This window comes from Pseudomonas sp. ADAK2, from assembly GCF_012935755.1.
Classification (GTDB): domain Bacteria; phylum Pseudomonadota; class Gammaproteobacteria; order Pseudomonadales; family Pseudomonadaceae; genus Aquipseudomonas.
This window is the reverse complement of record NZ_CP052862.1, coordinates 5,990,187-6,013,683: the sequence shown is the minus strand read 5'-3', so window position 1 is coordinate 6,013,683 and position 23,497 is coordinate 5,990,187. Positions and strand designations below refer to the sequence as shown.

Sequence of the window (23,497 nt, the reverse complement as noted above, 5' to 3'; positions counted from 1 at the left end):
GTCGCTGATAGGCAGCGGCCGGGTTTAGTCGCCCGGGAGGTGGATGCGAAGGTGCAAAGCATGCCAGACGGTCGGGATGTCCCTATCCCCCTTCCTGAACGTTATGGTGGCTGTGCGCAGGGCGCCCTCGGGCGCGCCGGTTTTTCGCATTCCTTCCCGGTCGACTAACCTGTGTACAGCCGCCACCCCTTCGTTTAGTCGCGACTCGGAGGCAGGCTCCACTGGAAGGATGCAAATATGTTCAAAGCAACACCCAATCCGCCGAAAACGGACTCGTTTTCGGCCACCCTCGATGCAAAAAAACTCCGCGAGGCCGCCGACCGCGCCCTCGACCACTACCTCAAACCCAACGCCCACCACTTGCACGCGCCAAAGGATCGAGCCATGCACACCATGTTCACCGTCGCCCCTGAAGCCAAAGCCCACGCCATCAACATCCAGACGTTCGAAACCTTTTCATCGGTCAACATCCTGCTGCTCGACCTGGCCGAAAGCCTGGAGGACAAGCCACGGCACCTGGCGATGGCGATATATCAGTTGAGTGAGATGGGGTTGTTGCTGGTGGAAAAGTCGCTGGAGAATGAGCCGGCAGTCAGCGCGACGTAGGTTTCGGCGCAGCCCTTGCAGGAGCATGGCTTGCCCGCGATGGCGATTTCGAAACCGCCATCGCGGGCAAGCCATGCTCCTACAGGGGAAGGCATTGCAAATGCACAGCTAATATCAAGCCGAAGCAGGCAACGGCTGAAAACTGAAGTACTGGCGCAGCGCACTCACCAATTGCCCATATTCCGGCGGCGCCCGTTGCAGGCTGAACCCGGCGTCATAGTGGTGGGGCGTTGCGTCTTCATGGCACCACAAACAACAGGCCCGCACATCAATGACCTGCTGGCAGCCATCACCCGCGGGGATCTTCAGACGCAAATCGAAGTCAGCGCCAATCATCATCGGTAACTGGCTGATAAGCATCAGCCCGTCTTCGGACACATTGCCCAGGAAGCCGATGGGTTTGTCGGTGACGCTGTTGAACACTTTCAGAAAATACGGCAGTTGATGCCGCTCGATCCGGCGGTCAGTGAACATGCTGAATTCGCTACGCAAGGCCCTTAAGCAGAGCCGCACTAATGCTTCGGAACAGGCCTTCTTATAGAGAAGAGGCGTGCTCTCCCCGCTTCCGGTGTGACAGTCCATCCCGACCGCTGCCACTTACCGCTGCCAGTCGCAGGTGTTACGTCAGTGTAGAGGCAAGGCTCTAAACCGATTTATTCGACTATAGCTCACCCTATACAGTCAGCCAGACTTTGTATGAGAACTGTCCTCAGAAGCGAGTCGGCCGCACCGCCGCCGCACTGCGGGTCGGGTAGTGACCCAGGGATTCCAGGGTTTCCAGGCGCGCGCGGGCCCGGTAGGCGTATTCGCTTTGCGGGTACGCAGCAATGATGTACTGGTAGGTCTGGGCCGCATCGATAAACAGCTTCTGCCGTTCCAGGCACTGGCCGCGCATCATCGACACTTCCGGTTGCACATAACGGCGCGCGCGGCTGGCGCGATCGACCTTGGACAACTCGAGCATCACCTGCTCGCAATTGCCCCGGTCATAGGCGCTGTAGGCGTTATTCAAATGATGGTTCATCGACCAACGGGTGCAGCCCGTAACGCTGAGGGCACTGAGGGCAAGGACGGCAATGAGCGCAAATCGCATGAGGGTTCTCCTGTCTTGAGCTCTGTATCGACCCGTTGGCGGAAATCTTCAGGCTGCCTGTAACCAAAAGTATTCGTTTCAAGATAAAAACGAATAAGTAGTGCACTCGAACAATGACTACAGCCAGAGAGCATAGTAGCCTCACTCAGCGCTTGAACTCAGGAGTCTATGCATGTCCGTCCGTCGCACCAAAATCGTCGCTACCCTTGGCCCGGCCAGTAACTCGCCGGAAGTTCTCGAACAGCTGATTCTGGCTGGTCTGGACGTCGCCCGCCTGAACTTCTCCCACGGCACCCCCGACGAGCACAAGGCTCGCGCGAAGCTGGTGCGTGACCTGGCTGCCAAGCACGGCCGCTTCGTTGCCCTGCTGGGTGACCTGCAAGGCCCGAAAATCCGAATCGCCAAATTCGCCGGCAAGAAGATCGAGCTGAAGATCGGTGACCAGTTCACCTTCTCCACCAGCCATCCGCTGACCGAAGGCAACCAGCAAGTGGTCGGCATCGACTACCCGGACCTGGTCAAGGACTGCGGCGTGGGCGACGAGCTGCTGCTCGACGACGGCCGTGTGGTAATGCGCGTTGATACCGCCACCGCCACCGAACTGAATTGCACCGTGTTGATCGGCGGTCCGCTGTCGGACCACAAAGGCATCAACCGTCGCGGCGGTGGCCTGACCGCCCCAGCCCTGACTGAAAAAGACAAGGCCGACATCAAGCTCGCCGCGGAAATGGAAGTCGACTACCTCGCCGTGTCCTTCCCGCGCGACGCCGCCGACATGGAATACGCTCGTCAACTGCGCGACGAGGCCGGCGGTACTGCCTGGCTGGTGGCGAAGATCGAACGCGCCGAAGCCGTGGCCGACGATGACACCCTCGATGCCCTGATCAAGGCCTCCGACGCCGTCATGGTGGCCCGTGGTGACCTGGGCGTGGAAATCGGCGACGCCGAGCTGGTGGGCATCCAGAAGAAAATCATTCTGCACGCACGCCGCCACAACAAGGCTGTGATCGTTGCGACCCAGATGATGGAGTCGATGATCCAGAACCCGATGCCGACCCGCGCCGAAGTGTCCGACGTGGCCAACGCCGTGCTCGACTACACCGACGCCGTGATGCTCTCTGCCGAAAGTGCTGCCGGTTTGTATCCGCTGGAAGCTGTGCAAGCAATGGCGCGGATCTGCGTCGGCGCTGAAAAGCACCCGACCAGCAAGACCTCCAGCCACCGCATCGGCAAGGTCTTCGAAAGCTGCGACCAGTCCATCGCCCTGGCGGCCATGTACACCGCCAACCACTTCCCCGGTGTGAAGGCGATCATTGCCCTGACCGAAAGTGGCTACACGCCGCTGATCATGTCGCGCATCCGTTCCTCGGTGCCGATCTACGCGTTCTCCCCGCACCGCGAAACCCAGGCCCGCGCGGCCATGTTCCGTGGCGTCTACACCGTGCCATTCGACCCGGCATCGCTGCCGCCTGAGCAAGTCAGCCAGGCCGCGATCGACGAGTTGCTCAAGCGTGGCGTCGTGGAGAAAGGCGACTGGGTCATCCTGACCAAGGGCGACAGCTACCACACCATCGGCGGCACCAACGGCATGAAAATCCTGCACGTTGGCGACCCGATGGTCTGAGTGATCGGTTGCTGAAAAAAAGCCCTGCCGCTTATAACGGCAGGGCTTTTTTATGTCCGAATGGTTTAATCCACTGTCAGTTCTGACAGTAGCCCGCTGCTCTCGCATTCTTTACCTTGGGCCCCGACACGGATCGTTCGGCGTCAGGACAACCCCCCCATCTCACAGGGAAGGAAAGCGAGCATGACGACTCAAAACAAGCCAGGCACACCCGATCTTTCGTTTGGCGGCAACGGAGTAGCAGACCTGAGCCGAGAAGGTGACGGCACGACGGTCACTGCTCTCACTGTCAGCACAGCCGGCAAAGTGGCCAAAAAACTTGGCGACAGCAGCTTTGTCACACTCATTAAGGATAGCGAATTCATATTAACCAAGCGCCTGGAGAACGGGGGCCCCAATCTCTCGTTCGGAAATAGTGGTTCCGGTTATTCAATCGCTCAGTTTGAAAAAAATACCGCCCGCAACGTTCCCGGACAAATCCACCTGGTCGACGACGAAAAGAAAATCCTCGTGATCGGACAATGTGAACCGGACCAACATAACGATATGTGTTTCATCGGCATCACCTGCTTCAATGCCGACGGTACGCTGGACAACGATTTTGGTGTCGAAGGCAGCACTGTTATCAGGTTCAATGACATTCCAGAGGGTCATAAATTTTCAAAGACTGCCAGTGCGGTACAACCCGACGGTAAGATCCTGGTGGCTATCTCAGCCAGCGTCGATACTCGATTGGCTCGCCTCAATAGTAATGGAACACTGGACGATTCTTTTGGCGCGGGGGGTGTTGTAAACGTTCACCTTCCGGAAACTGTCCTCCAGATTGAAGGCATACTTGTGCAGATAGATACCAGCAAGCATGTGAAGATTGTCGTCGGCGGCACTGCCATCCCTGCGGGGAGAGATTACGGATTTGCTGCCCGTTTTAATGCACAGGGACAGCTCGACGATGGGGACGATGGTCGACCAGTGTTTGGCGATAAAGGATATGCAACATTGAAGATTGCTGAGCGGCGAACGGTCATCCGCGCGGTTATTCAGGATAGCGAGCAAAACATTTATCTCGCCGGGAGCTCTCCAGCTGCTGGAAACACGGGGGCTGCCGTCCTTGCGTCTTTTACGGCTGACGGCGAAAAAAATCCCGGCTTCAATAAGGGTGAAGGCCCGGTCTTGACCCGAGTTCCCGATGCAAACTTCCGCTGGCTAGGCGCTGTGGCGACTACCAAGCATCTGAACGTGCGTGGCTACGCAGCCGGCCCGGGTATTGAGGACATTAAACTCGCGCGATTCTTGCTTGACGGCAGTCGTGATGCAGATTTCGGCGAGGATGACAACTTCACCACCCTCAAGAAAGAAGGCGAGGGAACTATAGCGGCACAACCCAATGGGCGTTTGCTGCTAACCCAAAACCACAAAATGCACCGCTTCCTTGGTTAGTCGGGCCCGACGATCCCACAGCGAAAAAACAAAAGCCCCGCCGTGTGAACGGCGGGGCTTTTGGTTCCTGGACCTGGAAGTGTGGTGACAGAGATGACGCCGTCGCGGGCAAGCCTCGCGCCGACAGAGCCTTGTGGTTGGCACACATTCCGTGAACACCCACGCCCCTCGTAGGAGCGAGGCTTGCCCGCGAAGAGGCCCGCCCGATCACCACAAGACTCAATGCCGGTTGATAAACCCCGACAACGCCGCCAGCGCTTCCGGCGAACGCAGCCGTTGGGTAAACAACACGCCCTCTTCTTCGATCACTTTGCGGATCACTTCCCGATCCGGCGCTTTCATCAATTGCTTGCTGATGCGCACGGCCTCGCTTGGCAACGATTCAAACTTCAACGCCATCTCCCGCGCCTTGGTCAGCGCCGCTTCGCCACTATCCAACGCTTCGGTGGCAATGCCCCATTCCGCCGCTTGTTCACCACTGAACCCTTCGCCTAGCAACAACAACTCCGCCGCTTTCGCGTGGCCGAGCAATCTTGGCAGGATCAGGCTGGAACCAAACTCCGGGCATAACCCGAGATTAACGAACGGCATGCGCAACCGCGCATCGCGGCTGACGTAGACCAGATCGCAATGCAGCAACAGCGTGGTGCCAATCCCCACCGCCGCGCCGGCCACGGCGGCGATCAGCGGTTTGCGGCAGTCGAGCAGGCTGAGCATGAAATGGAACACCGGGCTGTCGAGGTTGCTCGGCGGTTGCTGGATAAAGTCGGCGATGTCGTTGCCGGCGGTAAAGCATTCGCTGCTGCCGGTGATCAGCACGGCGTTGATTTCCGGGTCGCTGTCGGCCTGTTTCAGCGCTTCGGCCAAGCGGCTGTACATGGCGCGGGTCAGGGCATTTTTCTTGTCCGGGCGGTTCAGGCGCAAGGTCAGCAGACCGCGCTCGCGTTCAAGTTGGATGGCATCGGGCATGGCGAGTCTCGCGTCGTTATACGATCAGCGCTCAACCACGGGGCAGGAAGGTATCGGCCAGCAGTTGATTGCGCGGCAGTCCCGCCAGGTACAGGCGCCGGGCAAAGGCGTCGACACTGTCGGGGCCACCGCAGAGTAAGGCCAGGGTTTGCCGGGAAACAAGCCGCAGTTGCGCCAACGCCTGCGGCAACTCGGCCGGGGTCCAGAGCTCGACCGTGAGGTTGTCACGGCCCGCGGCCATGGCTTGCAGGGGTTTGGCCAGGTAATGCTCATCAGCGTCATGGGCCAGGTGAATGACGCGGATGGCGCCCTGGTGATCCTGGCGCAACGCTTCGCGCAAGATGCCGAACAACGGCCCCAGACCGGTGCCGGCCGCCAACAGCCACAGCGGTCGAGTGTGCCAGTCCGGGTCGTAATGCAGGGCGCCGCCGCGCAGTTCGCCGAGGCGCAGCGTATCGCCGATCTGCAGCTGACGCGCGGCGTCGCTGAATTCGCCGGGCTGGCGGCAATCGAGGTGAAACTCCAGGAAGCGGTCTTCGTCCGGCAGGCTCGCCAGCGAATACGGACGCGCCACGCGGCCGGCCCACAACACCAAATGCTGGCCGGCGCCGTAGCGCAGCGGTCGTTGGGTGATCAGGCGCAGGCGCAGCACATTGGCACTGAGCCAATCGACGGCGGCGACTTCGGCGGGGCTGCCATCGCGCTGCGGGTCGAAGGTGTGCACCTGCAAGTCCTCGACCACCGCACACTGACAGGCCAGGCGCCAACCTTGCTGGCGTTGCTCCGCGCTCAGGGCATCGGGACGACTGTCGCTGGGCAACCCTTGCACACATTGCACCAGACACGCATGGCAACTGCCGGCGCGGCAGCTGTAAGGCACTGACACGCCGTTCTGATTCAAGGCATCGAGCAGGTTGCTGCCCGCCGCCACCGACCATTGGCGTTCGCCGACGCGCAACTCAGGCATCAACGTTCTCCCACGCTGCCGCGCAACGATTGCGGCCGTCGCGTTTGGCGCGATACAGCGCCTGGTCGGCGCGTTGCAAGGCGTCGTCGAGGTCGTCGCCCAGTTCCAGCAAGGTCATGCCGGCGCTCAGGCTGAGGTTGCTCACGCTCAGGCCGAACAATTCGACATCGGTGAACGCGATGCGCAGCCGCTCGCAGCAGGAGGTCAGGCGTTCGGCATCACAGTCGGGGAGCAACACCACGAATTCTTCGCCGCCGTAACGGGCCAGTACATCGCCGTTGCGCAGGCACGCCGTGGCCACTCCGGCGAAGGCTTGCAGCACCTGATCGCCGGCGGCATGGCCGTGTACGTCGTTGATGCGTTTGAAGTGGTCGAGGTCGATCAGCGCCAGGCCGTGGACTACACCGGCATCCATCGCACTGAGTTCGCGGGAGGCCAGGCGCAGGAAGTGGCGGCGGTTGAACAGGCCAGTGAGTTCGTCGGTGGCCACCAGGTCTTCGAGCTGGCGCATCATCCCGCGCAGGGTGTCTTGATGCGCCTGCAAGGCGAAGCGGCGCTGGCGCATGAGCTGGCGCGAGGCCTGGACGTAACGGGCGTAAAGCACCAGCCACACCAGCACGATAAACAGCACACACACCTGCAACAGCGCCAGGGCCGGCTCGGGCAACTGGAAGTGGTAGCCCTCCCACAGCGTGATCGCGCTGAAACTGAAGAACACCAACAGCGCGCACCGCACGAAGGCGCGGCGTGACAAATGGAACAGGCCGAACAGCAAAATCAGGATGTAGAAGACCAGGAACGCGCCGCGGGCCTCGTCCAGGTGAAAGATCAACCAGGTTTGCCAGCCCAGCCCCAGCAATACCTGGACTTCGGTCAGGCTCGGATCGCTAAAGCGCAGGTTGCAACCGCTGTAGAACACCGCAAACAACGCCGCCTGAGTGATGACCACCAGCGCACTGCCCACCGCGACACTGGCCAGGGGTGCATCGAAGTGCCCGGTAAAAAACGCCAGCCACAGCAGCAGTAATGCCAGGGCATAGGTGCCGGCCGCGAGGGCAAAACGTTTGAGCAACAGGCGCTGGATGGCGTTATGGGTCAATCGTTGACTCACCGAAGGAGGAGAGGCTGAAAGAGTGTCCTACTCTACAGACCGATTGCCACTTTAGTGGGGTGACCGATAAATGACCATTCAATTTTCGGAGCGGAAAACTGGCGTCAGAACGCTGACTGGAATCCGCTGTGTCCCTGTGCGTACGCCCCCCGGTAGGAGCTGTCGAGTGAAACGAGGCTGCGATCTTTCTGCGTTCGTTTGAGTCTCGAGTGAACCTGAAAAGATCGCAGCCTCGTTTCACTCGACAGCTCCTGCACAGCCCCTACAGGGAACCGTGTGCTCCCTATACGACCAACGATTGACTGTCGGCGCGTGTACCCGCCACCGAGCCGCGTTATACTGCCGCGCCTTTTTAGCGTCGCGCCAGCTGCCCCGGCGTGCCTTGTAAAGGTGCTTGCAACCGACCGATGCACCCAAGCTGCAAGCACCTTATTGAATGTTCCCGTCTTTTAGAGGAGCGCGACTCATGACCGTGATCAAGCAAGACGACCTGATTCAGAGCGTTGCCGACGCCCTGCAGTTCATTTCCTATTACCACCCCGTTGACTTCATTCAGGCGATGCACGAAGCCTACCTGCGCGAAGAATCGCCAGCGGCCCGTGATTCGATGGCGCAAATCCTGATCAACTCGCGCATGTGCGCCACCGGCCACCGTCCGATCTGCCAGGACACCGGCATCGTCACCGTGTTTGTCCGTGTGGGCATGGACGTGCGTTGGGATGGCGCGACCATGAGCCTGGACGACATGATCAACCAAGGCGTGCGCCAGGCGTACAACCTGCCGGAAAACGTCCTGCGTGCCTCGATCCTCGCCGACCCGGCGGGCGCTCGGAAAAACACCAAGGACAACACCCCGGCCGTGATCCACTACTCCATCGTTCCGGGTAACACCGTGGAAGTGGACGTGGCGGCCAAGGGCGGCGGCTCCGAAAACAAATCGAAGATGGCCATGCTCAACCCGTCCGACTCGATCGTCGACTGGGTGCTGAAGACCGTGCCAACCATGGGCGCCGGCTGGTGCCCACCGGGCATGCTCGGCATCGGCATCGGCGGCACCGCCGAGAAAGCCGCAGTGATGGCCAAGGAAGTGTTGATGGAATCCATCGACATTCACGAGCTGAAAAAGCGCGGCCCGTCCAACCGTATCGAAGAGATGCGCCTGGAGCTGTTCGAAAAGGTCAACCAACTGGGCATCGGCGCCCAGGGCCTGGGTGGCCTGACCACCGTGCTCGACGTGAAGATCATGGATTACCCGACCCACGCCGCTTCGTTGCCGGTGTGCATGATCCCGAACTGCGCCGCCACCCGTCACGCGCACTTCGTGCTCGACGGTTCCGGCCCGGCTTCGCTGGAAGCGCCACCGCTGGACGCCTACCCGGAAATCGTCTGGGAAGCCGGCCCATCGGCCCGTCGTGTCAACCTCGACACCCTGACCCCGGAAGACGTGCAAAGCTGGAAGCCGGGCGAAACCGTGCTGCTCAACGGCAAGATGCTCACCGGTCGCGACGCCGCGCACAAGCGCATGGTCGAGATGCTGAACAAGGGTGAAACCCTGCCGGTGGATCTGAAAGGTCGCTTCATCTACTACGTCGGCCCGGTTGATCCGGTGCGCGAAGAAGTGGTTGGGCCTGCCGGTCCGACCACCGCGACGCGGATGGACAAGTTCACCCGTCAGATCCTCGAGCAAACCGGCCTGCTGGGCATGATCGGCAAATCCGAGCGCGGCCCGACCGCGATCGAAGCGATCAAGGACCACAAGGCCGTGTACCTGATGGCAGTCGGCGGAGCGGCTTACCTGGTGGCGCAAGCGATCAAGAAATCCCGCGTCGTGGCGTTCGCCGAACTGGGGATGGAAGCCATCTACGAGTTCGACGTCAAAGACATGCCGGTCACCGTTGCCGTAGATAGCAACGGTGAGTCGGTACACATCACCGGTCCTGCGATCTGGCAGAAAAAGATCAGTGAAAGCCTGGCGGTCGAAGTGCAGTAAGCGCTTCACCCACCAGACACGGCCGGGTCGTCTCTCCAGATGACCCGGCCGTTTTTTTTGCCTGCCGTTTGACCGCTCGTTATAAACAGCCACGATTGCCAAGCTATTCGTTCTAGAAAACCCAAGTCCACCTGTCAGATCTGACAGGTTACGCGCAGCCGTCATCTTGATAGCGTTGATCTACCACGACACCTGTTACCGACACGGAGCAGGCTCGAGACAGGATCAAGCAAAATGGAAGACCAAGCGTCGCTGAGCATCACCACGCCCTCCATTTCCCGGAGTGCCTCGATTGCCACCGTGGGTAAAAGCTGGGGGCCGGTCGGTTTTACCGGCAGTGCTTCATTCGAGCTGCCTTTGCCGCTGTCGGCCGGGCGTGGCTTCGACCCGAGCCTGATGCTGCGCTACGACAGCCTGTCCGGCAATGGCTCGTTCGGGATCGGCTGGGGTATCCACCACAGCGCGATTTCCCGCCAGACCAGCAAGGGTGTGCCGCGCTACCTCGACGATGATGTGATGATCGGCCACGACGGCCAGCAGTGGCGCCCCGAGCGTGATGAACAGGGGGCGATCAAGTCCCGGACCGAAACCCAATACCGCGGCTTGCCGATTGGTCCGCACAACGTGGTGCGTTATTACCCGCGCGTCGAATCAGCCTTCGAGCTGATCGAATTCTGGCGCTCGGACGCCAACCCTCAGGGTTTCTGGCTGGTACACGGCGTCGACGGCAGCCTGCACCTGTTCGGCAAAGCCGACACCGCACGGGTGGCCGACCCGCAAGACCCGCAACGTGTGGCCTCGTGGTTGTTGCAGGAAAGCTTGAACGCCCACGGCGAACACATTGGCTACGAGTACAAGGCGGAGGATTCAGCGCCGGCGCCCGGCCAGGCCCATGACTACCGGGCCCAGCGTTACCTGCATCGGGTGCTCTATGGCAACGCTGCAGCGAGCAGCCATTTGTATGGCTGGAACGAGCAGGAGCAGCCTTCGTGGCACTTCCACCTGCTGTTCGACTACGGTGAACGCACCCTGGATCTGGAACAGAAGCCGATCTATGGTCCGGAAGGGTTGAACCCGTGGCTGATGCGCAGCGATCCGTTCCATCACTATGGCAACGGGTTCGAAGTCGGCACCCGGCGCCTGTGTCATCAGGTCTTGATGTTTCACCACTTCCCCGACGAATTGGGGCCGACCCCGGCGCTGGTTCGGCGGCTGTTGCTGGAATATCGCACCACGTCGCTGGCGTACAACCAATTGGTCGCGGCGCACTATCAGGCATACGACGCCAGTGGTGCGGTGGAAAACATGCCTCCGATGGAGTTCGACTATTCACCGTTCGAACTCAACACTCAGCCCAGCGCATTCTTCCCGTTCGATCACATGCCCGGCCTCGAAGACGGCCAACGCTTTCAATGCATCGACCTGTTCGGCGAGAGCCTGGTGGGGTTTCTCTGTCGCTACGGCCAATGCTGGTATTACCGTGAGCCCTTGCGCGTCGAAGCTGGCGGCGATGCCGTCGCCTATGGCCCGTGGACAGAACTGAGCCAGATACCGCGCGCCGATCACTCCAGGCCCGTGCAGCAGATCCTCACCGACCTGACCGGTGACGGGCGTCTGGACTGGATCATCGCCCAACCGGGCATGAACGGCTTTCGTGCCCTCAAGCCGGATCGCAATTGGTCCGAGTTCATCCCCTTCACCGCGTTCCCGCCGGAGTACCTCCAATCCTTTGCGCAAATGGGCGACTTGACCGGCGACGGCCTCAGCTCCCTGGCACTGATCGGCCCCAAGAGCGTGCGCCTGTACGCCAACCGGCGCGACAAAGGTTTTGCCAAGGGCCAGGACGTGCCCCACACACCGGTCGACGACCGCTTGCCGTTGTTCAGCGACTCGCCCAGCGAACTGGTGTTTTTCGGCAACATGCTGGGCAGCGACATGAGCGAGCTGTGCCGCATTCGCCACAATGAGATCAAATGCTGGCCGAACCTGGGCCACGGGCGGTTCGGCGAGGGTTTTTTGATGAGTGCCCTGCCCTTCACCTACCCCGAGTTCGATGCCGCGCGCGTACGCATCGCTGACCTGGATGGCTCGGGGGCGCCCGCGCTGATTTACCTGCAATCCGATGGCTTCGATATCTACTTCAACCGCGGCGGCAATGGCCTGGAGCAGACACCGGTGCGGGTGCCGTGGCCCGAAGGTGTGCGCTACGACAACCTGTGCCAGGTCACCCTCGCCGACCTGCAAGGCCTGGGTTGCAGCAGTTTGATCCTGACCGTGCCACACATGAAGCCACGGCATTGGCGCTATGATTTTGTCCACGCCCGTCCCTACCTGCTGGGTATGAGCAACAACAATATGGGCTGTTGCACACGGGTCAAATATCGCAGCTCGGGCCAGGAGTGGCTGGACGAAAAACAACAGTTGCTCAAGCGCAAAATGCTCCCGGTGTCGTACTTGCCGTTTGCGGTGCAAGTGGTCAAGGAACAGTTCCAACGCGATGAAATCAACGGCAATCGCCTGGCGCAGACACTGACTTATGCCCAAGGCTACTACGACGGCATCGAACGCGAGTTCCGCGGCTTTGGCCTGATTCGCCAGACCGACAGCGAAGCCAGCCCGGACGAGACTGACAGCGGTTTCACGGAACCGGCGCTGGTCTGCACCTGGTTCCATACCGGCCGCCAGGTGGACATGCCGCGCGAGGGTTATTTCAGCGCGGACTCCGAGGCCCAGGCACTGGGCGATACGCTGTTCTGCCGCTACCACGTCAGCGATGGCTGCGATGAACCGGTCACGCCAGACGCACCGACTGCCGACGAAATCGCCTATGCCCTCGCCGGTTCCGTGATGCGGACGGAAACTTACGCGTGGAACGACGACCGGCCCTATCAGGTGCAGGAGTACCGCTACAAAGTCCGTGAACTGCGGGCCATGGATGAGCATTCGCCCTACGCGGTGCTGCTGCCTTCGCTGCTGGAAACCATCAGCTACCAGTACGAACGCTTTATCGACGACCCGCTGTGCCAGCACGAAATCACCTTGAGCCAGGATCAGTTTGGCCTGCCGAGCCATTCGCTCACCGTTCACTATGCCCGACGTAAAACCGCTCTCGACACGCCACCGTTCGATGATGCGGATGAGCAAGCCTGGTGGCGGGATGCCCACGACCCGGCCCAGCAGTCTTACTACCTGAGCGAATCGCGCGCCGAGTTCATTCACCTCACCGAGCCACAAGGCTGGCGACTGGGGCTGCCTTATCGGCAACGCGGTAACGCATTGAAGTTGCCCAAGGGCTTGTTACCGGCAGGGCTCAATCCGGAACAGATCAACTATGAGTTGATCCTCGCCCATCTCAACAGCGTTGAATGGAACAACGGGCGGGAATTGACGACGCAGGTGGTCCAGCGTTATTTCAAAACAACTGATCGCACGGTGCTTGCCGATGGCGAGGCAGACTTCGAAGCCCTGGCTGCCCCCCAGGAGATCGCGCAGCTGGATGAAACTGCGCTGAACGCCTACAACCAGTTGGCTCCACCGTTCGACATTCGCGCAGAACTGGCGAAGATCGGCTACGAGCCCATGCCGCTGTTCCTTGAGCCAAATGCCGAGGAAGACCTGAAGAAAAACCTGTGGTCCTCCCGGTACGGGTTTGCCGAGTACGGCGACCCTGCCGACTTCTACAAAGTGCGCAAATACCACGAAACCCTGAGCCATGGGGTCACCCTCGCCGACTACGACGCCTATCACCTGGCAGTCATCCGGGTCGAACTGCCGGATGGCTGCACCACCCACGTCAAATACGATTACCACGCCCTGCTACCGTTGCGCATCATCGACGCCAACGAAAACATACAGGAAGCAATTTACGAACCCTTTGGCCAGCCGCTGGCGGACAGTTTTTATGGAACCGAAAACGGCGAACGCGCCGGGTTCCGGCCGCTGAGTGAATACGAGCTCCCCGACAATCACCTGCCGGATTCGGCGATCGCCGACCCACACGCCGCACTGCAACAAGCGGCCAGCATCCTGCGCAAGGACTTGTTCAGCTGGATGGGCCGGCTCCCCGAATCCACCCGGCAATCCTCCGCCTGGCTGGCCGGCTGGATCGCGGACGGTTATGTGTTGCCGAGCCTGCACATTCGCGCCAGTGCCCGGGTGCGCCTGGCCAGGCTCAAGTCCCGGACTTCGGCTGAACAGGCACTCAAGGAATTGATCGCGGCGGCACCGCGCGAACCGGTGCACAGCGTGGTCCTCACCGCTGACCGCTACCACGATGATCCGCTGCAGCAGATCCAGATCGTCAAAGCCTGCGTGGATGGCTTCGGCCGTGCCTTGCAAACCCAGCAAAAGGTCGAGCCGGGGATTGCCTACAGCGCCGACGAACACCTCGAACTGGAGCTGGTGGATGGCAAACCGTTGGAGCAACACACGGATTCGCGCTGGCGCATCAGCGAACGGGTGGAATACAACAACAAGGGCGCGGCGACGCGAGTGTTCCGCCCCTATTTTTGCAACACCCATGGCTACATCCGCGACCAGTCCTTCCGCCTGTTCGGCTATCACGATCAACAGTTCTACGACGCGTTGGGCCGTCCGATCAAAGTGATCAGCGCCAAAGGTTACATGTCGTTCGATTCCATCAATCCCTGGTACAGCACCCATCACGACTTCAATGACACCTACACACCGCCCGTGACACCCAAGGTACTTGCGCCATGAACAACACGGTGCACTGGCGTACACCTTCGCTGGTGGTCAACGACAGTCGCGGCCTGTCTGTTCGCCAAGTCGCGTACTGGCGTAAAGAAGCCGGGTCAACCGCGCAAGCGCTCATCACCCACCAACACCATGACGTCGTTGGCCGGCTGACCGAGCAATGGGATCCGCGACTGTCGGGCAACGCACCAAAACCCAACCTGAGCACGATTTATCGACTGTCCGGCGAGCCCGTCAGTGTCGACAGCGTCGATGCCGGCTGGCGCCTGAGCCTGGCCGGGGTGGCCGGTGAAGTGCTGCAACGCTGGGACGCACGTGGCAGTCATTGGCGCACCACTTTTGACAACCAACTGCGCGTCATCGCCCTCGAAGAAAACGCCCGGCCGGACGTCGAACGCTTCACCTATGCCGACGCCTCGGCCGACGCCGGCCATAACCTGCGCGGACAGCTGATCGAGCAACGTGATCCCTCGGGCAGCCTGCGCTTCGACAGCTACAGCCTGGACGGCCAGGCACTGCGCGAAAGCCGCACGTTTGCCGATGATCGCGCCTATCGCAGTACCCGGCTCGTCAGTGCGCTCGGTGTGGTGTTGAAGCAGAGCGATGCCGGCCAGCATGAGCAGCGGTTTCGCTACGACATCGCCGGGCAACTCAAGCAGGTGCAGTTGTTGATCGATGCCGGCGGCGATGTGCAGGACATCCTCAGCGATGCGCAGTACAACGCCGCCGGCCAGATCATCGCGCAACACGCGGGTAACGGCGTGCTCAGCACCTGGACCTACGACCCGGCCGATGGTCGCCTGAGCCAGCTCAAGGCGCAAAAAAACCAGGAAAAACCGCTGCAGGATTTTGCGTATGTCTACGACCCCATGGGCAACGTGACGCGCATCGAAGACCTGGGCTTCACACCCGCCTATTTCCGCAACCAGCGCATCGACGGCCACCGCGACTTCCGCTACGACTCGCAGTATCAACTGCGCAGCGCCACCGGCTACGACGACGCCCCGCCGTCGGACCTGCCGGGGCGACCGCAGCCTGGCGACCCGAACAATCGCCATAACTACACGCAGCGTTATGACTATGACGCGGGCGGCAACCTGATCACGTTGTCCCACGAACGCGACGGCGCCAGTTATACCCAGCGCATGTTCATCTCCCCGACAAGCAACCGTGGCGCACGCTGGAAAGACGGCGATCCGCAGCCGATCCTCGACGAACTGTTCGACCGCCACGGTAACCTGCTGGCCCTGCAACGGGGTCAGCCCATGAGCTGGAATGCCCGGGATCAACTGAGCCAAGTCGTCCTGCTCGAACACAGCAACGGCCTGCCCGACGACGAAGAAACTTACCTTTACAGCCAGGGCGTCCGCGTCCGCAAAAGCCATAAGAGCCACACGCCCTCGACCACGCATTTCCAAAACGTACTGTACCTGCCGGGCCTGGAAATCCGCACGCGCGACAACGGCGAAGAACTGCACGTGATCACCGTCTCAGGCGGGCGCGGTCAGGTGCGTTGTCTGCATTGGGTGGCGGGCCAGCCGGAAGGCATCGAAGCCAATCAACTGCGCTACAACCTCGACGACCATTTGGGTTCCTGTGCGATGGAGCTCGATCAACAGGCGCGGGTGATCAGCCACGAAGGCTACTACCCGTTTGGCGGCACGGCCTGGCTGACGGCCGGTTCACGGCTGGAAGTCAGCTACAAGACCATTCGTTATTCGGGCAAGGAGATGGATGACAGTGGGCTGTATTACTACGGTGCCCGGTATTACGCGGCGGGGTTGCAGCGTTGGGTCAGTGCCGATCCGGGGGGTGATGTGGATGGGCTGAATCTGTATGGGTTTGTGGGGAACAATCCGTTGCGCTATGTGGATCCTGAAGGTGGGGTCAAAGCGGAAAATGCGATTACCTTCTACGCGGAATTCATTTCCGTCCTCGGCGAGCTTTCCACCAAGACACTCGGACAGGTGCATGACGTCGTCAATAAAAAGCACATCAAGCGGAATCTGCTAATGAATTTCGTCAGCGTGGTGCCCGCCGGGGTAATCGGTTATGAAGCCGGCAACGTCTTCGGTGCGCAAGCAGGCCAACTCATACCGGATGTCCCTCACGCGACCTCCGTCGGTGGCACCGACAGGTTGCCGTACGTCGAGGCGGTGACTGGCGGCAATTTTGGTGGGGATATTGCCGGCTCAATAACCGACACGGTTACGCAGCTGGGCGGTCAATTAACAACTTTTGCGCAAAACATGGGACGCACGGGCCCGCTCATACCGCAAACCTCCACGATGTCCGTTGCAGCGATTGATCGTGCGCTAGGCGTCCCTGAAGTCGCCAACGAAATACAGCTCAACTGGAGCAGTATCAAGGATGAGGTGATTGATCCGACGCTGAACGCAATCCTCAATCCGGACTTCATCATAAATAGAGGCATGGGCGCGTGGATATCGATCCTCCCTGGAGCATTCACAATGTTTCAACGGGCGGTAGAGGCTGAGGACATCAAGAACGGGCTCGACCCGGCCAAGATCGCAAAAATCGACGGCATGCTGGCTGATTGGAAAACCGCCACCCTGCAACGTAGCGCCTGGATGGAAAACGCTTTCGATGCACTGGGCACAAACGTCGTCCAGTTGGGACAAGGCCCCAATGGAGCGCGTGCACCGATTACCCGGGCAGGCCTGCAACAGGCAACCACCGCAACGCTCCATAACATCCATCAACTTCAAGGGGCCATGGCCGCCTATAAGGAGGCGGGCACCACGGATAATCAGTTTTTAGCGCAGCAACGCAACACTGCCGCCAAAAAGGCCTCGCTAAGATGACAACCTTCCAAAGGGCCGGTGGGCCATTCGCGTCTGTGCATTCGGGGACGCCGACGTTAAGTGTCAACGACAGCCGAGGCCTTATCGTTCGTCGGGTCGAGTACCTGCGCAAGGTCGCGGGTGCAGCAGTGGAAACACTCATCGACCGTCACCTCCACGACGTTCCGGGCCGCGCCGTCGAACAATGGGACCCCAGACTGTTCGATCACGCGCCGACAGCGAATGTGATCACGGTCTATCAACTGACCGGCGCCCCCGTGCGGATCGACAGCGTCGATGCCGGTTGGCGTTTGAGCCTGTTCGGGGTCGGCGGTGAAGTGCTGCAACACTGGGACCAACGCGCCAACCACTGGCGAACCACCTATGACGATCAGCTGCGCGTTATCGCCCTGGAAGAAAACGCCCAGCCAAACGTCGAGCGCTTCACCTATGCTCACGGCTTGGCAGAGGCCGGCCACAACCTGCGCGGCCAGATGATCGAGCAAGTCGATCCTTCGGGCCGCGTCAACATCGATAGCTTCAATCTCGGCGGCCAGGCGTTGCGCGAAACCCGGACATTTGCCCAGGGTCAGGCTTATCTCAGCCACCGAAACTACAGTGCGCTTGGTGCCGTGCTCAACCAGACTGACGCCGGCCAGCACCAGCAACAGTTGCGGTATGACATCGCCGGACAACTCAAGCAGGTGTTACTGCAGCTCAAAACCGACCTTGCGCCGCAACCGATCTTGCTCGATGCCCAATACAACGCCGCCGGCCAGCGCCTGGCGCAAACCGCCGCCAATAACGTGATCAGCAACTGGACTTATGACCCGGCCGACGGGCGCCTGTGCACCCTCAAGGTTGGGAAACCCGGCCAGGCGTTGCTGCAAGACCTGATGTACCAATACGATCCGACCGGCAATGTGCTGCGTATCGATGACCACACCCTGGCCACGGTGTATTTCGCCAACCAGCGCGTGGAAAGCAACCGACAGTTCAAGTATGACTCGCTGTACAGATTGATCCGGGCCAGCGGTTTCGAAGCCGAAACACCCAACCGTCGACCTGGCTTGCCACCCGTGCAAAGCCCGATCGACACCGCACGCCGCTATAACTACGTGCAGCATTATGACTACGATGCCGGTAGTAACCTGACGACCTTGCGCCACGAGCGTGACAACAACAATCACACCCATGTCTTTCGCATCAATCCCCACAGCAACCGCGGTGTGCGCTGGGAGGAAGGTGATCCCGATCCGGTCTTCGAAGAGCACTTCGATGCCCAGGGTAATTTGCTGTCACTGCAAAAGGGTCAACCGTTGCACTGGAATAGTCGCGGTCAACTGGCAGTGGCCCGGCTGATCGAACGCAGCGACGCTACCGACGACGAAGAAACGTACGTCTATAGCCAAGGGGTGCGAGTCAGTAAACAAGCAGTGTCACAGGCTAGAGCGGTCACCCACACGCGCACTGTGCTTTACCTGCCGGGCCTTGAAATCCGCACGCGGGACAACACCGAAGCGCTGCACGTCATCACTTTGCCCGGCAACGTGCGTTGTCTGCATTGGGTCACCGGCCAGCCAGCCGATATCGAACCCGATCAACTGCGCTACAGTCTTGACGATCACTTGGGTTCCAGCTCACTGGAACTGGACCGTCATGGCGAACGGATCAGTCAGGAAATCTACTACCCTTTCGGTGGTACCGCCTGGTGGGCGGCGCGCTCGGCGGTTGAGGCGAGTTACAAAACGATTCGATATTCCGGCAAGGAGATGGATGTCAGCGGGCTTTATTACTACGGTGCGCGCTATTACGCACCATGGTTGCAACGCTGGGTGAGTGCCGATCCGGCGGGAGATGTGGATGGGCTGAACCTCTATGCGTTTGTCGGCAATAACCCCATCATCTTCGTTGACGCGGACGGTGAAGCCAGACGCAGCTTCATGAAACTGATGATCGAACCTGACGACGAGCGCGCAGCCAGAAGAGCGAAAGCCGCAGCGGTTCGGCGGCAACAGATAGCCAACCGGAATTTATCGGATGCGATCGAGCGCCACTTGAAGATTCTTGAGCTTACCAGCCGCAGGGCCAAGGAAGCGCGAAGGCAAATTGCCAACCATCGCTCGGCATCCTCCCATGGTGCCTCCGCCGCCATTCGCACTGTGGCTCATATCGGTGGGCAAGCGCTCAGCTACGGTCTGGGAGTCGGCGTCGGTGGCGCCGCTGCCGCACTGGGTAGCGTCGCCGGACCGGTTGGCGTTGCATTTGGCATCATTCTCGGATTTCTTACCAAAAAGGCTATCAGCTCCGGTATCGACTTTGCGGCCGAAAGCTTGAGCTTGAGCGCTTCGGTCAAGTTCAAGGCAGGCAAGCTGAACCCCGAGCGAATCGTCAGCAAAGGTGATTACAAAACGATGGACTTCGCCCCCTACGTCATCAGAAAGTTCAAGGGCATCGCCAGAGGCGTCGTTCAATTGAACAAAGCGGGTTGGCTGAAGGCCAGCAAAGAAGGTGGGACCGCGGCAGCCAACACCGTCGCCAAAGTCGCCAATCCCGAATTGGCCAGCGAAATCGGCGCGATGGTCAGTACGCTGGCGGGTGCTTTCGAAATACTGCATGAAGTCGTTGGCGCCGGAAAAACACTCACCCCGGAAAAAGTCGGCAGAGGGAATTCTTTCATCAGCGGCATGATCGATGTTCTGAACAAGAGCGTAGAGGAAATAGGAAGTCTTTTTGAAACGGCAGGACGTGACTCCATTAATACCTATAGACCGTTTAGTAAAGTTTTCGGAACGCCAGAAGGCGATACACTCGACAACATCAAAAGCAGGACGGACGCGACCATCACCCAGTTGCGCAAAACGCAGGCAACCCTGCTGGCTTAATCACGCCATCAGGGCATCGGGGAAACGGGGCGGTGCATGTTATCGTGCTCGCCCTACCCCGCGCCTGACTCTTCCCATGTTTGCGACCTCCCGCCCTCTGCGTCTGCTGCTCCATACCCTGCTGATAGGCGCGGGCGCTGTGTTTGCTGCCGGGTTGGCAATACGCCACGCCGAACACCAGGCTTTGGAAGAAGACGCCGCCCGCGCCAGCCAGCAACTGGCGCTGTACGCCAACTCCCTGCACACGCTAATCGACCGCTACCGAGCCCTGCCCGCCGTGCTGGCGCTGGACCCGGAATTGCGTGCGGGCTTGAACGGTCCGGTGAGCCCTGAACAGCAGGACCTGTTGAACCGCAAACTGGAAAAGATCAACGGCGCCGCGCAATCCTCCACCCTGGAATTGCTCGACTACACCGGCCTGGCCGTGGCCGCCAGCAATTGGCGTTTGCCCAGCAGTTACGTGGGCCACAACTACGGTTTTCGCCCTTACTTCAGCCAGACCCGCACCCAGGGCACCGGGCGCTTTTATGCGGTCGGGGTGACCAGCGGCATTCCCGGTTACTTCTTGTCCAGTGCGGTGACCCGCGACAACGGCGAGTTCCTCGGCGCGATGGTGGTGAAACTCGAATTTCCCGAACTTGAGCGCGAATGGCGCCAGGGCAGCGATACCCTGCTGGTCAGCGATGCCCGCGGCATCATCTTCATCGCCAACCAGCCCGGCTGGCGTTATCGCACGTTGAAACCGCTGAGCGACAGCGATCACACCGAACTGAAAGTCACCCGCCAATACGACAAGCAACCGCTGACACCGCTCAAGTATCAGTCGGTGCGGCGCTTCGACGACAACAGCAATCTGGCCCGGGTCGATGGCCCCGACGGCGCAGCGGATTACCTGTGGGAATCCCTGCCGTTGCCCGCCGAAGGCTGGACCCTGCACCTGTTACGCCGCCCGCAAATCGCCTTCGAAGACAGCCGCAATGCCGGCCTCGCTGCCGCCGGTTCGTGGCTGGCGCTGGTGTTTCTGCTGCTGTTCCTCAACCAGCGCTGGCGCCTGGCGAAGATGCGTCAGCGCAGCCGCGAAGAGCTGGAACAATTGGTGGAAGAACGCACCCGCGACCTGCGCACCGCCCAGGACGGTCTGGTGCAATCAGCCAAACTCGCGGCACTGGGGCAGATGTCGGCAGCGCTGGCCCATGAAATCAACCAGCCGCTGACCGCACAACGCATGCAGTTGGCGACGCTGCGGCTGCTGCTCGATCACGGCCGGGTCGATGACGCCTACAAGGCGCTGAAACCGGTGGACGACATGCTCACACGCATGGCTGCGCTGACCGGTCACCTGAAAACCTTCGCCCGCAAAAGCCCCAGCGGCCTGCGCGAACGGCTGGACCTGGCGGCGGTGGTCGATCAATCCTTGCAGTTGCTCGATGCGCGGCTGCGCGATGAAAACGTCAGCACCGTGCTGCACCTGACGCGCCCGGCCTGGGTGCGTGGCGATGCGATTCGCCTGGAGCAGGTGCTGATCAACCTGTTGCGCAATGCCCTCGACGCCGTGCAGGACAAACCCTGCAAGCGTTTGGAAATTCGCCTCGAAGCCGATGAACAACTGTGGCGCCTGACCGTCGCCGATAACGGCGGCGGCATTGCTGAAGAACATCTGCCGAACGTGTTCGATCCGTTTTTTACGACGAAACCGGTGGGTGATGGTCTGGGCCTGGGGCTGGCGGTGTCGTTCGCTATCGTGCATGAATCCGGCGGACGCCTGAGTGCCGACAATCACGATAACGGCGCGGTGTTCACCGTGACCTTGCCGATCGATCTGGAGGAACCCGTCTCATGCTGAATTCGGTGATGGTGGTCGACGACGAAAGCAGCATCCGCAGCGCCGTCGAACAGTGGCTGAGCCTGTCGGGTTTCGAGGTGCAGCTGTTCAGCCGCGCCGATGAATGCCTGGCGCAGCTGCCGGCACATTTCCCCGGGGTGATCCTCAGCGACGTGCGCATGCCCGGCATGACCGGTCTGGAACTACTGGCCGAAGTGCAACGCCGGGATGCCGATCTGCCGGTAATCTTGCTGACCGGCCATGGCGATGTGCCGATGGCGGTCGAAGCGATGCGCGATGGCGCCTACGACTTTCTGGAAAAACCGTTCAGCCCGGAAACCCTGCTCGGCAGTTTGCGCCGTGCCTTGGAAAAACGCCGGTTGGTCCTGGAAAACCGCGCCCTGCACGTCCAGGCCGACAACCGCGCCAAACTCGACGCGACGCTGTTGGGCGTGTCCCGTGGCTTGCAGACCTTGCGCCGGCAGGTGCTGGATTTGGCGACGCTGCCGGTCAACGTGTTGATCCGTGGCGAAACCGGCAGCGGAAAAGAACTGGTCGCCCGTTGCCTGCACGATTTCGGCCCGCGCGCCGACAAGCCGTTCGTGGCGCTGAACTGCGCGGCAATTCCCGAGCAGTTGTTCGAGGCCGAGTTGTTCGGTCACGAGAGCGGCGCGTTTACCGGCGCGTCGGGCAAGCGCATCGGCAAACTCGAATACGCGGATGGCGGCACGCTGTTTCTCGATGAGATTGAAAGCATGCCCTTGGCGCAGCAGGTCAAGTTGCTGCGGGTATTGCAGGAACAGAAGCTTGAGCGATTGGGCTCGAACCAGAGCATCCGCGTGGACTTGCGGATCATCGCCGCGACTAAACCCGACCTGCTGGACGAAGCCCGGGCCGGGCGTTTTCGCGAGGATTTGGCGTATCGCTTGAACGTCGCCGAGTTGCGCCTGCCACCGTTGCGTGAGCGGCGCGAAGACATTCCGTTGCTGTTTGAAACCTTCGCGCAGAATGCCGCCGAACGCCTGGGCCGGACCTTCCCACCCTTGAGCGGCCCGCAACTGAGTCACCTGCTGAGCCATGACTGGCCGGGCAATGTGCGGGAACTGGCGAACGTGGCCGAGCGGCAGGTGTTGGGGCTGGGCGAGCCGGAGCCGGTGGGGATTGATCCTGGCCAGTCGCTGGCGGCGCAGCAGGAAGCGTTTGAAGCTCATTGTTTGCGGGCGGCGTTGACCCGGCATAAGGGCGATGTGAAAGCGGTGCTTGAAGAGCTGCAACTGCCACGCCGGACCTTCAATGAAAAGCTGCAGCGGCATGGACTCACCCGCGAGATGTTCCTCTAACTGATCGTTCCCACGCTCCGCGTGGGAACGATCTTTTCGGCGGTTATCCGCTTATCTCCGGCCACCAATAAGCGGATTTCCGCTCATAAAAGCCTGCCACCCCCCTCTAAACCGGCCCTCCGCCCCTTGGCAC

Annotated in this window: 14 protein-coding genes; 9 read left to right on the top strand and 5 right to left on the bottom strand. The window is 60.6% G+C overall.

Annotated elements, in window-relative coordinates; translation table 11 throughout:
* Positions 1-237: 237 nt before the first annotated feature.
* Entirely contained in the window at positions 238-606 is a 369-nt protein-coding gene (locus HKK52_RS27620) for a DUF6124 family protein (RefSeq protein ID WP_169373376.1), read from the top strand.
* A 114-nt stretch (positions 607-720) separates the two neighbouring features.
* Here HKK52_RS27620 and HKK52_RS27615 read toward each other — a convergent pair whose 3' ends face one another.
* Positions 721-1,080: a PilZ domain-containing protein gene (locus tag HKK52_RS27615; RefSeq protein ID WP_169373375.1), complete on the bottom strand. Its 360-nt coding sequence runs from the start codon at positions 1,078-1,080 to the stop codon at positions 721-723.
* Between the two features lie 235 nt (positions 1,081-1,315).
* Entirely contained in the window at positions 1,316-1,699 is a 384-nt protein-coding gene (locus HKK52_RS27610) for a tetratricopeptide repeat protein (protein WP_169373374.1), read from the bottom strand.
* 172 nt (positions 1,700-1,871) lie between these two features.
* On the opposite strand from HKK52_RS27610, the gene pyk reads away from it, so the two are divergent.
* Both pyk and HKK52_RS27600 read left to right on the top strand, forming a co-directional pair.
* Positions 1,872-3,323: a pyruvate kinase gene (gene pyk, locus HKK52_RS27605; protein WP_123600008.1), complete on the top strand. Its 1,452-nt coding sequence runs from the start codon at positions 1,872-1,874 to the stop codon at positions 3,321-3,323.
* A gap of 183 nt (positions 3,324-3,506) precedes the next feature.
* On the top strand, positions 3,507-4,760 hold the full coding sequence (locus HKK52_RS27600) for a delta-60 repeat domain-containing protein (RefSeq protein ID WP_169373373.1): 1,254 nt from the start codon (positions 3,507-3,509) through the stop codon (positions 4,758-4,760).
* Between the two features lie 219 nt (positions 4,761-4,979).
* On the opposite strand, the gene HKK52_RS27595 is transcribed toward HKK52_RS27600, so the two are convergent.
* Genes HKK52_RS27595 through HKK52_RS27585 form a run of 3 tightly spaced genes read right to left on the bottom strand, consistent with a single transcriptional unit; the run spans position 4,980 to position 7,795 of the window.
* Complete coding sequence (locus tag HKK52_RS27595; RefSeq protein WP_169373372.1) at positions 4,980-5,729, bottom strand: enoyl-CoA hydratase-related protein; 750 nt, start codon at positions 5,727-5,729, stop codon at positions 4,980-4,982.
* 31 nt (positions 5,730-5,760) lie between these two features.
* Positions 5,761-6,696, bottom strand: coding sequence for an iron-sulfur-binding ferredoxin reductase (locus tag HKK52_RS27590; RefSeq protein ID WP_169373371.1), 936 nt, complete (start codon positions 6,694-6,696; stop codon positions 5,761-5,763).
* Positions 6,689-7,795 (bottom strand): GGDEF domain-containing protein, encoded by a 1,107-nt coding sequence (locus HKK52_RS27585; RefSeq protein WP_169373370.1) that lies wholly within the window; start codon positions 7,793-7,795, stop codon positions 6,689-6,691. The genes HKK52_RS27590 and HKK52_RS27585 overlap by 8 nt, the downstream gene beginning before the upstream one ends.
* A gap of 478 nt (positions 7,796-8,273) precedes the next feature.
* Between HKK52_RS27585 and HKK52_RS27580 the strand changes: the two genes are divergently transcribed.
* The 6 genes from HKK52_RS27580 (at position 8,274) to HKK52_RS27555 (ending at position 23,364) form a co-directional block, all read left to right on the top strand.
* Positions 8,274-9,797, top strand: coding sequence for a fumarate hydratase (locus HKK52_RS27580; protein ID WP_169373369.1), 1,524 nt, complete (start codon positions 8,274-8,276; stop codon positions 9,795-9,797).
* A 234-nt stretch (positions 9,798-10,031) separates the two neighbouring features.
* Positions 10,032-14,516, top strand: a complete 4,485-nt coding sequence (locus HKK52_RS27575; RefSeq protein WP_169373368.1) for a SpvB/TcaC N-terminal domain-containing protein — start codon at positions 10,032-10,034, stop codon at positions 14,514-14,516.
* Positions 14,513-17,338 (top strand): RHS repeat domain-containing protein, encoded by a 2,826-nt coding sequence (locus HKK52_RS27570; protein WP_169373367.1) that lies wholly within the window; start codon positions 14,513-14,515, stop codon positions 17,336-17,338. The genes HKK52_RS27575 and HKK52_RS27570 overlap by 4 nt, the downstream gene beginning before the upstream one ends.
* Positions 17,335-20,202: an RHS repeat domain-containing protein gene (locus HKK52_RS27565; RefSeq protein WP_169373366.1), complete on the top strand. Its 2,868-nt coding sequence runs from the start codon at positions 17,335-17,337 to the stop codon at positions 20,200-20,202. Before HKK52_RS27570 ends, HKK52_RS27565 begins: the two co-directional genes overlap by 4 nt.
* A 76-nt stretch (positions 20,203-20,278) precedes the next feature.
* Positions 20,279-22,045: a sensor histidine kinase gene (locus tag HKK52_RS27560; protein ID WP_169373365.1), complete on the top strand. Its 1,767-nt coding sequence runs from the start codon at positions 20,279-20,281 to the stop codon at positions 22,043-22,045.
* Complete coding sequence (locus tag HKK52_RS27555; protein ID WP_169373364.1) at positions 22,039-23,364, top strand: sigma-54-dependent transcriptional regulator; 1,326 nt, start codon at positions 22,039-22,041, stop codon at positions 23,362-23,364. The genes HKK52_RS27560 and HKK52_RS27555 overlap by 7 nt, the downstream gene beginning before the upstream one ends.
* Positions 23,365-23,497: the final 133 nt, after the last annotated feature.

Excerpts from the sequence above, each read along its gene's own strand:
- HKK52_RS27620 (WP_169373376.1), top strand. The coding sequence starts at position 238 with ATGTTCAAAGCAACACCCAATCCGCCGAAAACGGACTCGTTTTCGGCC.
- HKK52_RS27615 (WP_169373375.1), bottom strand. The coding sequence starts at position 1,080 with ATGTTCACTGACCGCCGGATCGAGCGGCATCAACTGCCGTATTTTCTG.
- HKK52_RS27610 (WP_169373374.1), bottom strand. The coding sequence starts at position 1,699 with ATGCGATTTGCGCTCATTGCCGTCCTTGCCCTCAGTGCCCTCAGCGTT.
- pyk (WP_123600008.1), top strand. The coding sequence starts at position 1,872 with ATGTCCGTCCGTCGCACCAAAATCGTCGCTACCCTTGGCCCGGCCAGT.
- HKK52_RS27600 (WP_169373373.1), top strand. The coding sequence starts at position 3,507 with ATGACGACTCAAAACAAGCCAGGCACACCCGATCTTTCGTTTGGCGGC.
- HKK52_RS27595 (WP_169373372.1), bottom strand. The coding sequence starts at position 5,729 with ATGCCCGATGCCATCCAACTTGAACGCGAGCGCGGTCTGCTGACCTTG.
- HKK52_RS27590 (WP_169373371.1), bottom strand. The coding sequence starts at position 6,696 with ATGCCTGAGTTGCGCGTCGGCGAACGCCAATGGTCGGTGGCGGCGGGC.
- HKK52_RS27580 (WP_169373369.1), top strand. The coding sequence starts at position 8,274 with ATGACCGTGATCAAGCAAGACGACCTGATTCAGAGCGTTGCCGACGCC.
- HKK52_RS27575 (WP_169373368.1), top strand. The coding sequence starts at position 10,032 with ATGGAAGACCAAGCGTCGCTGAGCATCACCACGCCCTCCATTTCCCGG.
- HKK52_RS27570 (WP_169373367.1), top strand. The coding sequence starts at position 14,513 with ATGAACAACACGGTGCACTGGCGTACACCTTCGCTGGTGGTCAACGAC.
- HKK52_RS27565 (WP_169373366.1), top strand. The coding sequence starts at position 17,335 with ATGACAACCTTCCAAAGGGCCGGTGGGCCATTCGCGTCTGTGCATTCG.
- HKK52_RS27560 (WP_169373365.1), top strand. The coding sequence starts at position 20,279 with ATGTTTGCGACCTCCCGCCCTCTGCGTCTGCTGCTCCATACCCTGCTG.
- HKK52_RS27555 (WP_169373364.1), top strand. The coding sequence starts at position 22,039 with ATGCTGAATTCGGTGATGGTGGTCGACGACGAAAGCAGCATCCGCAGC.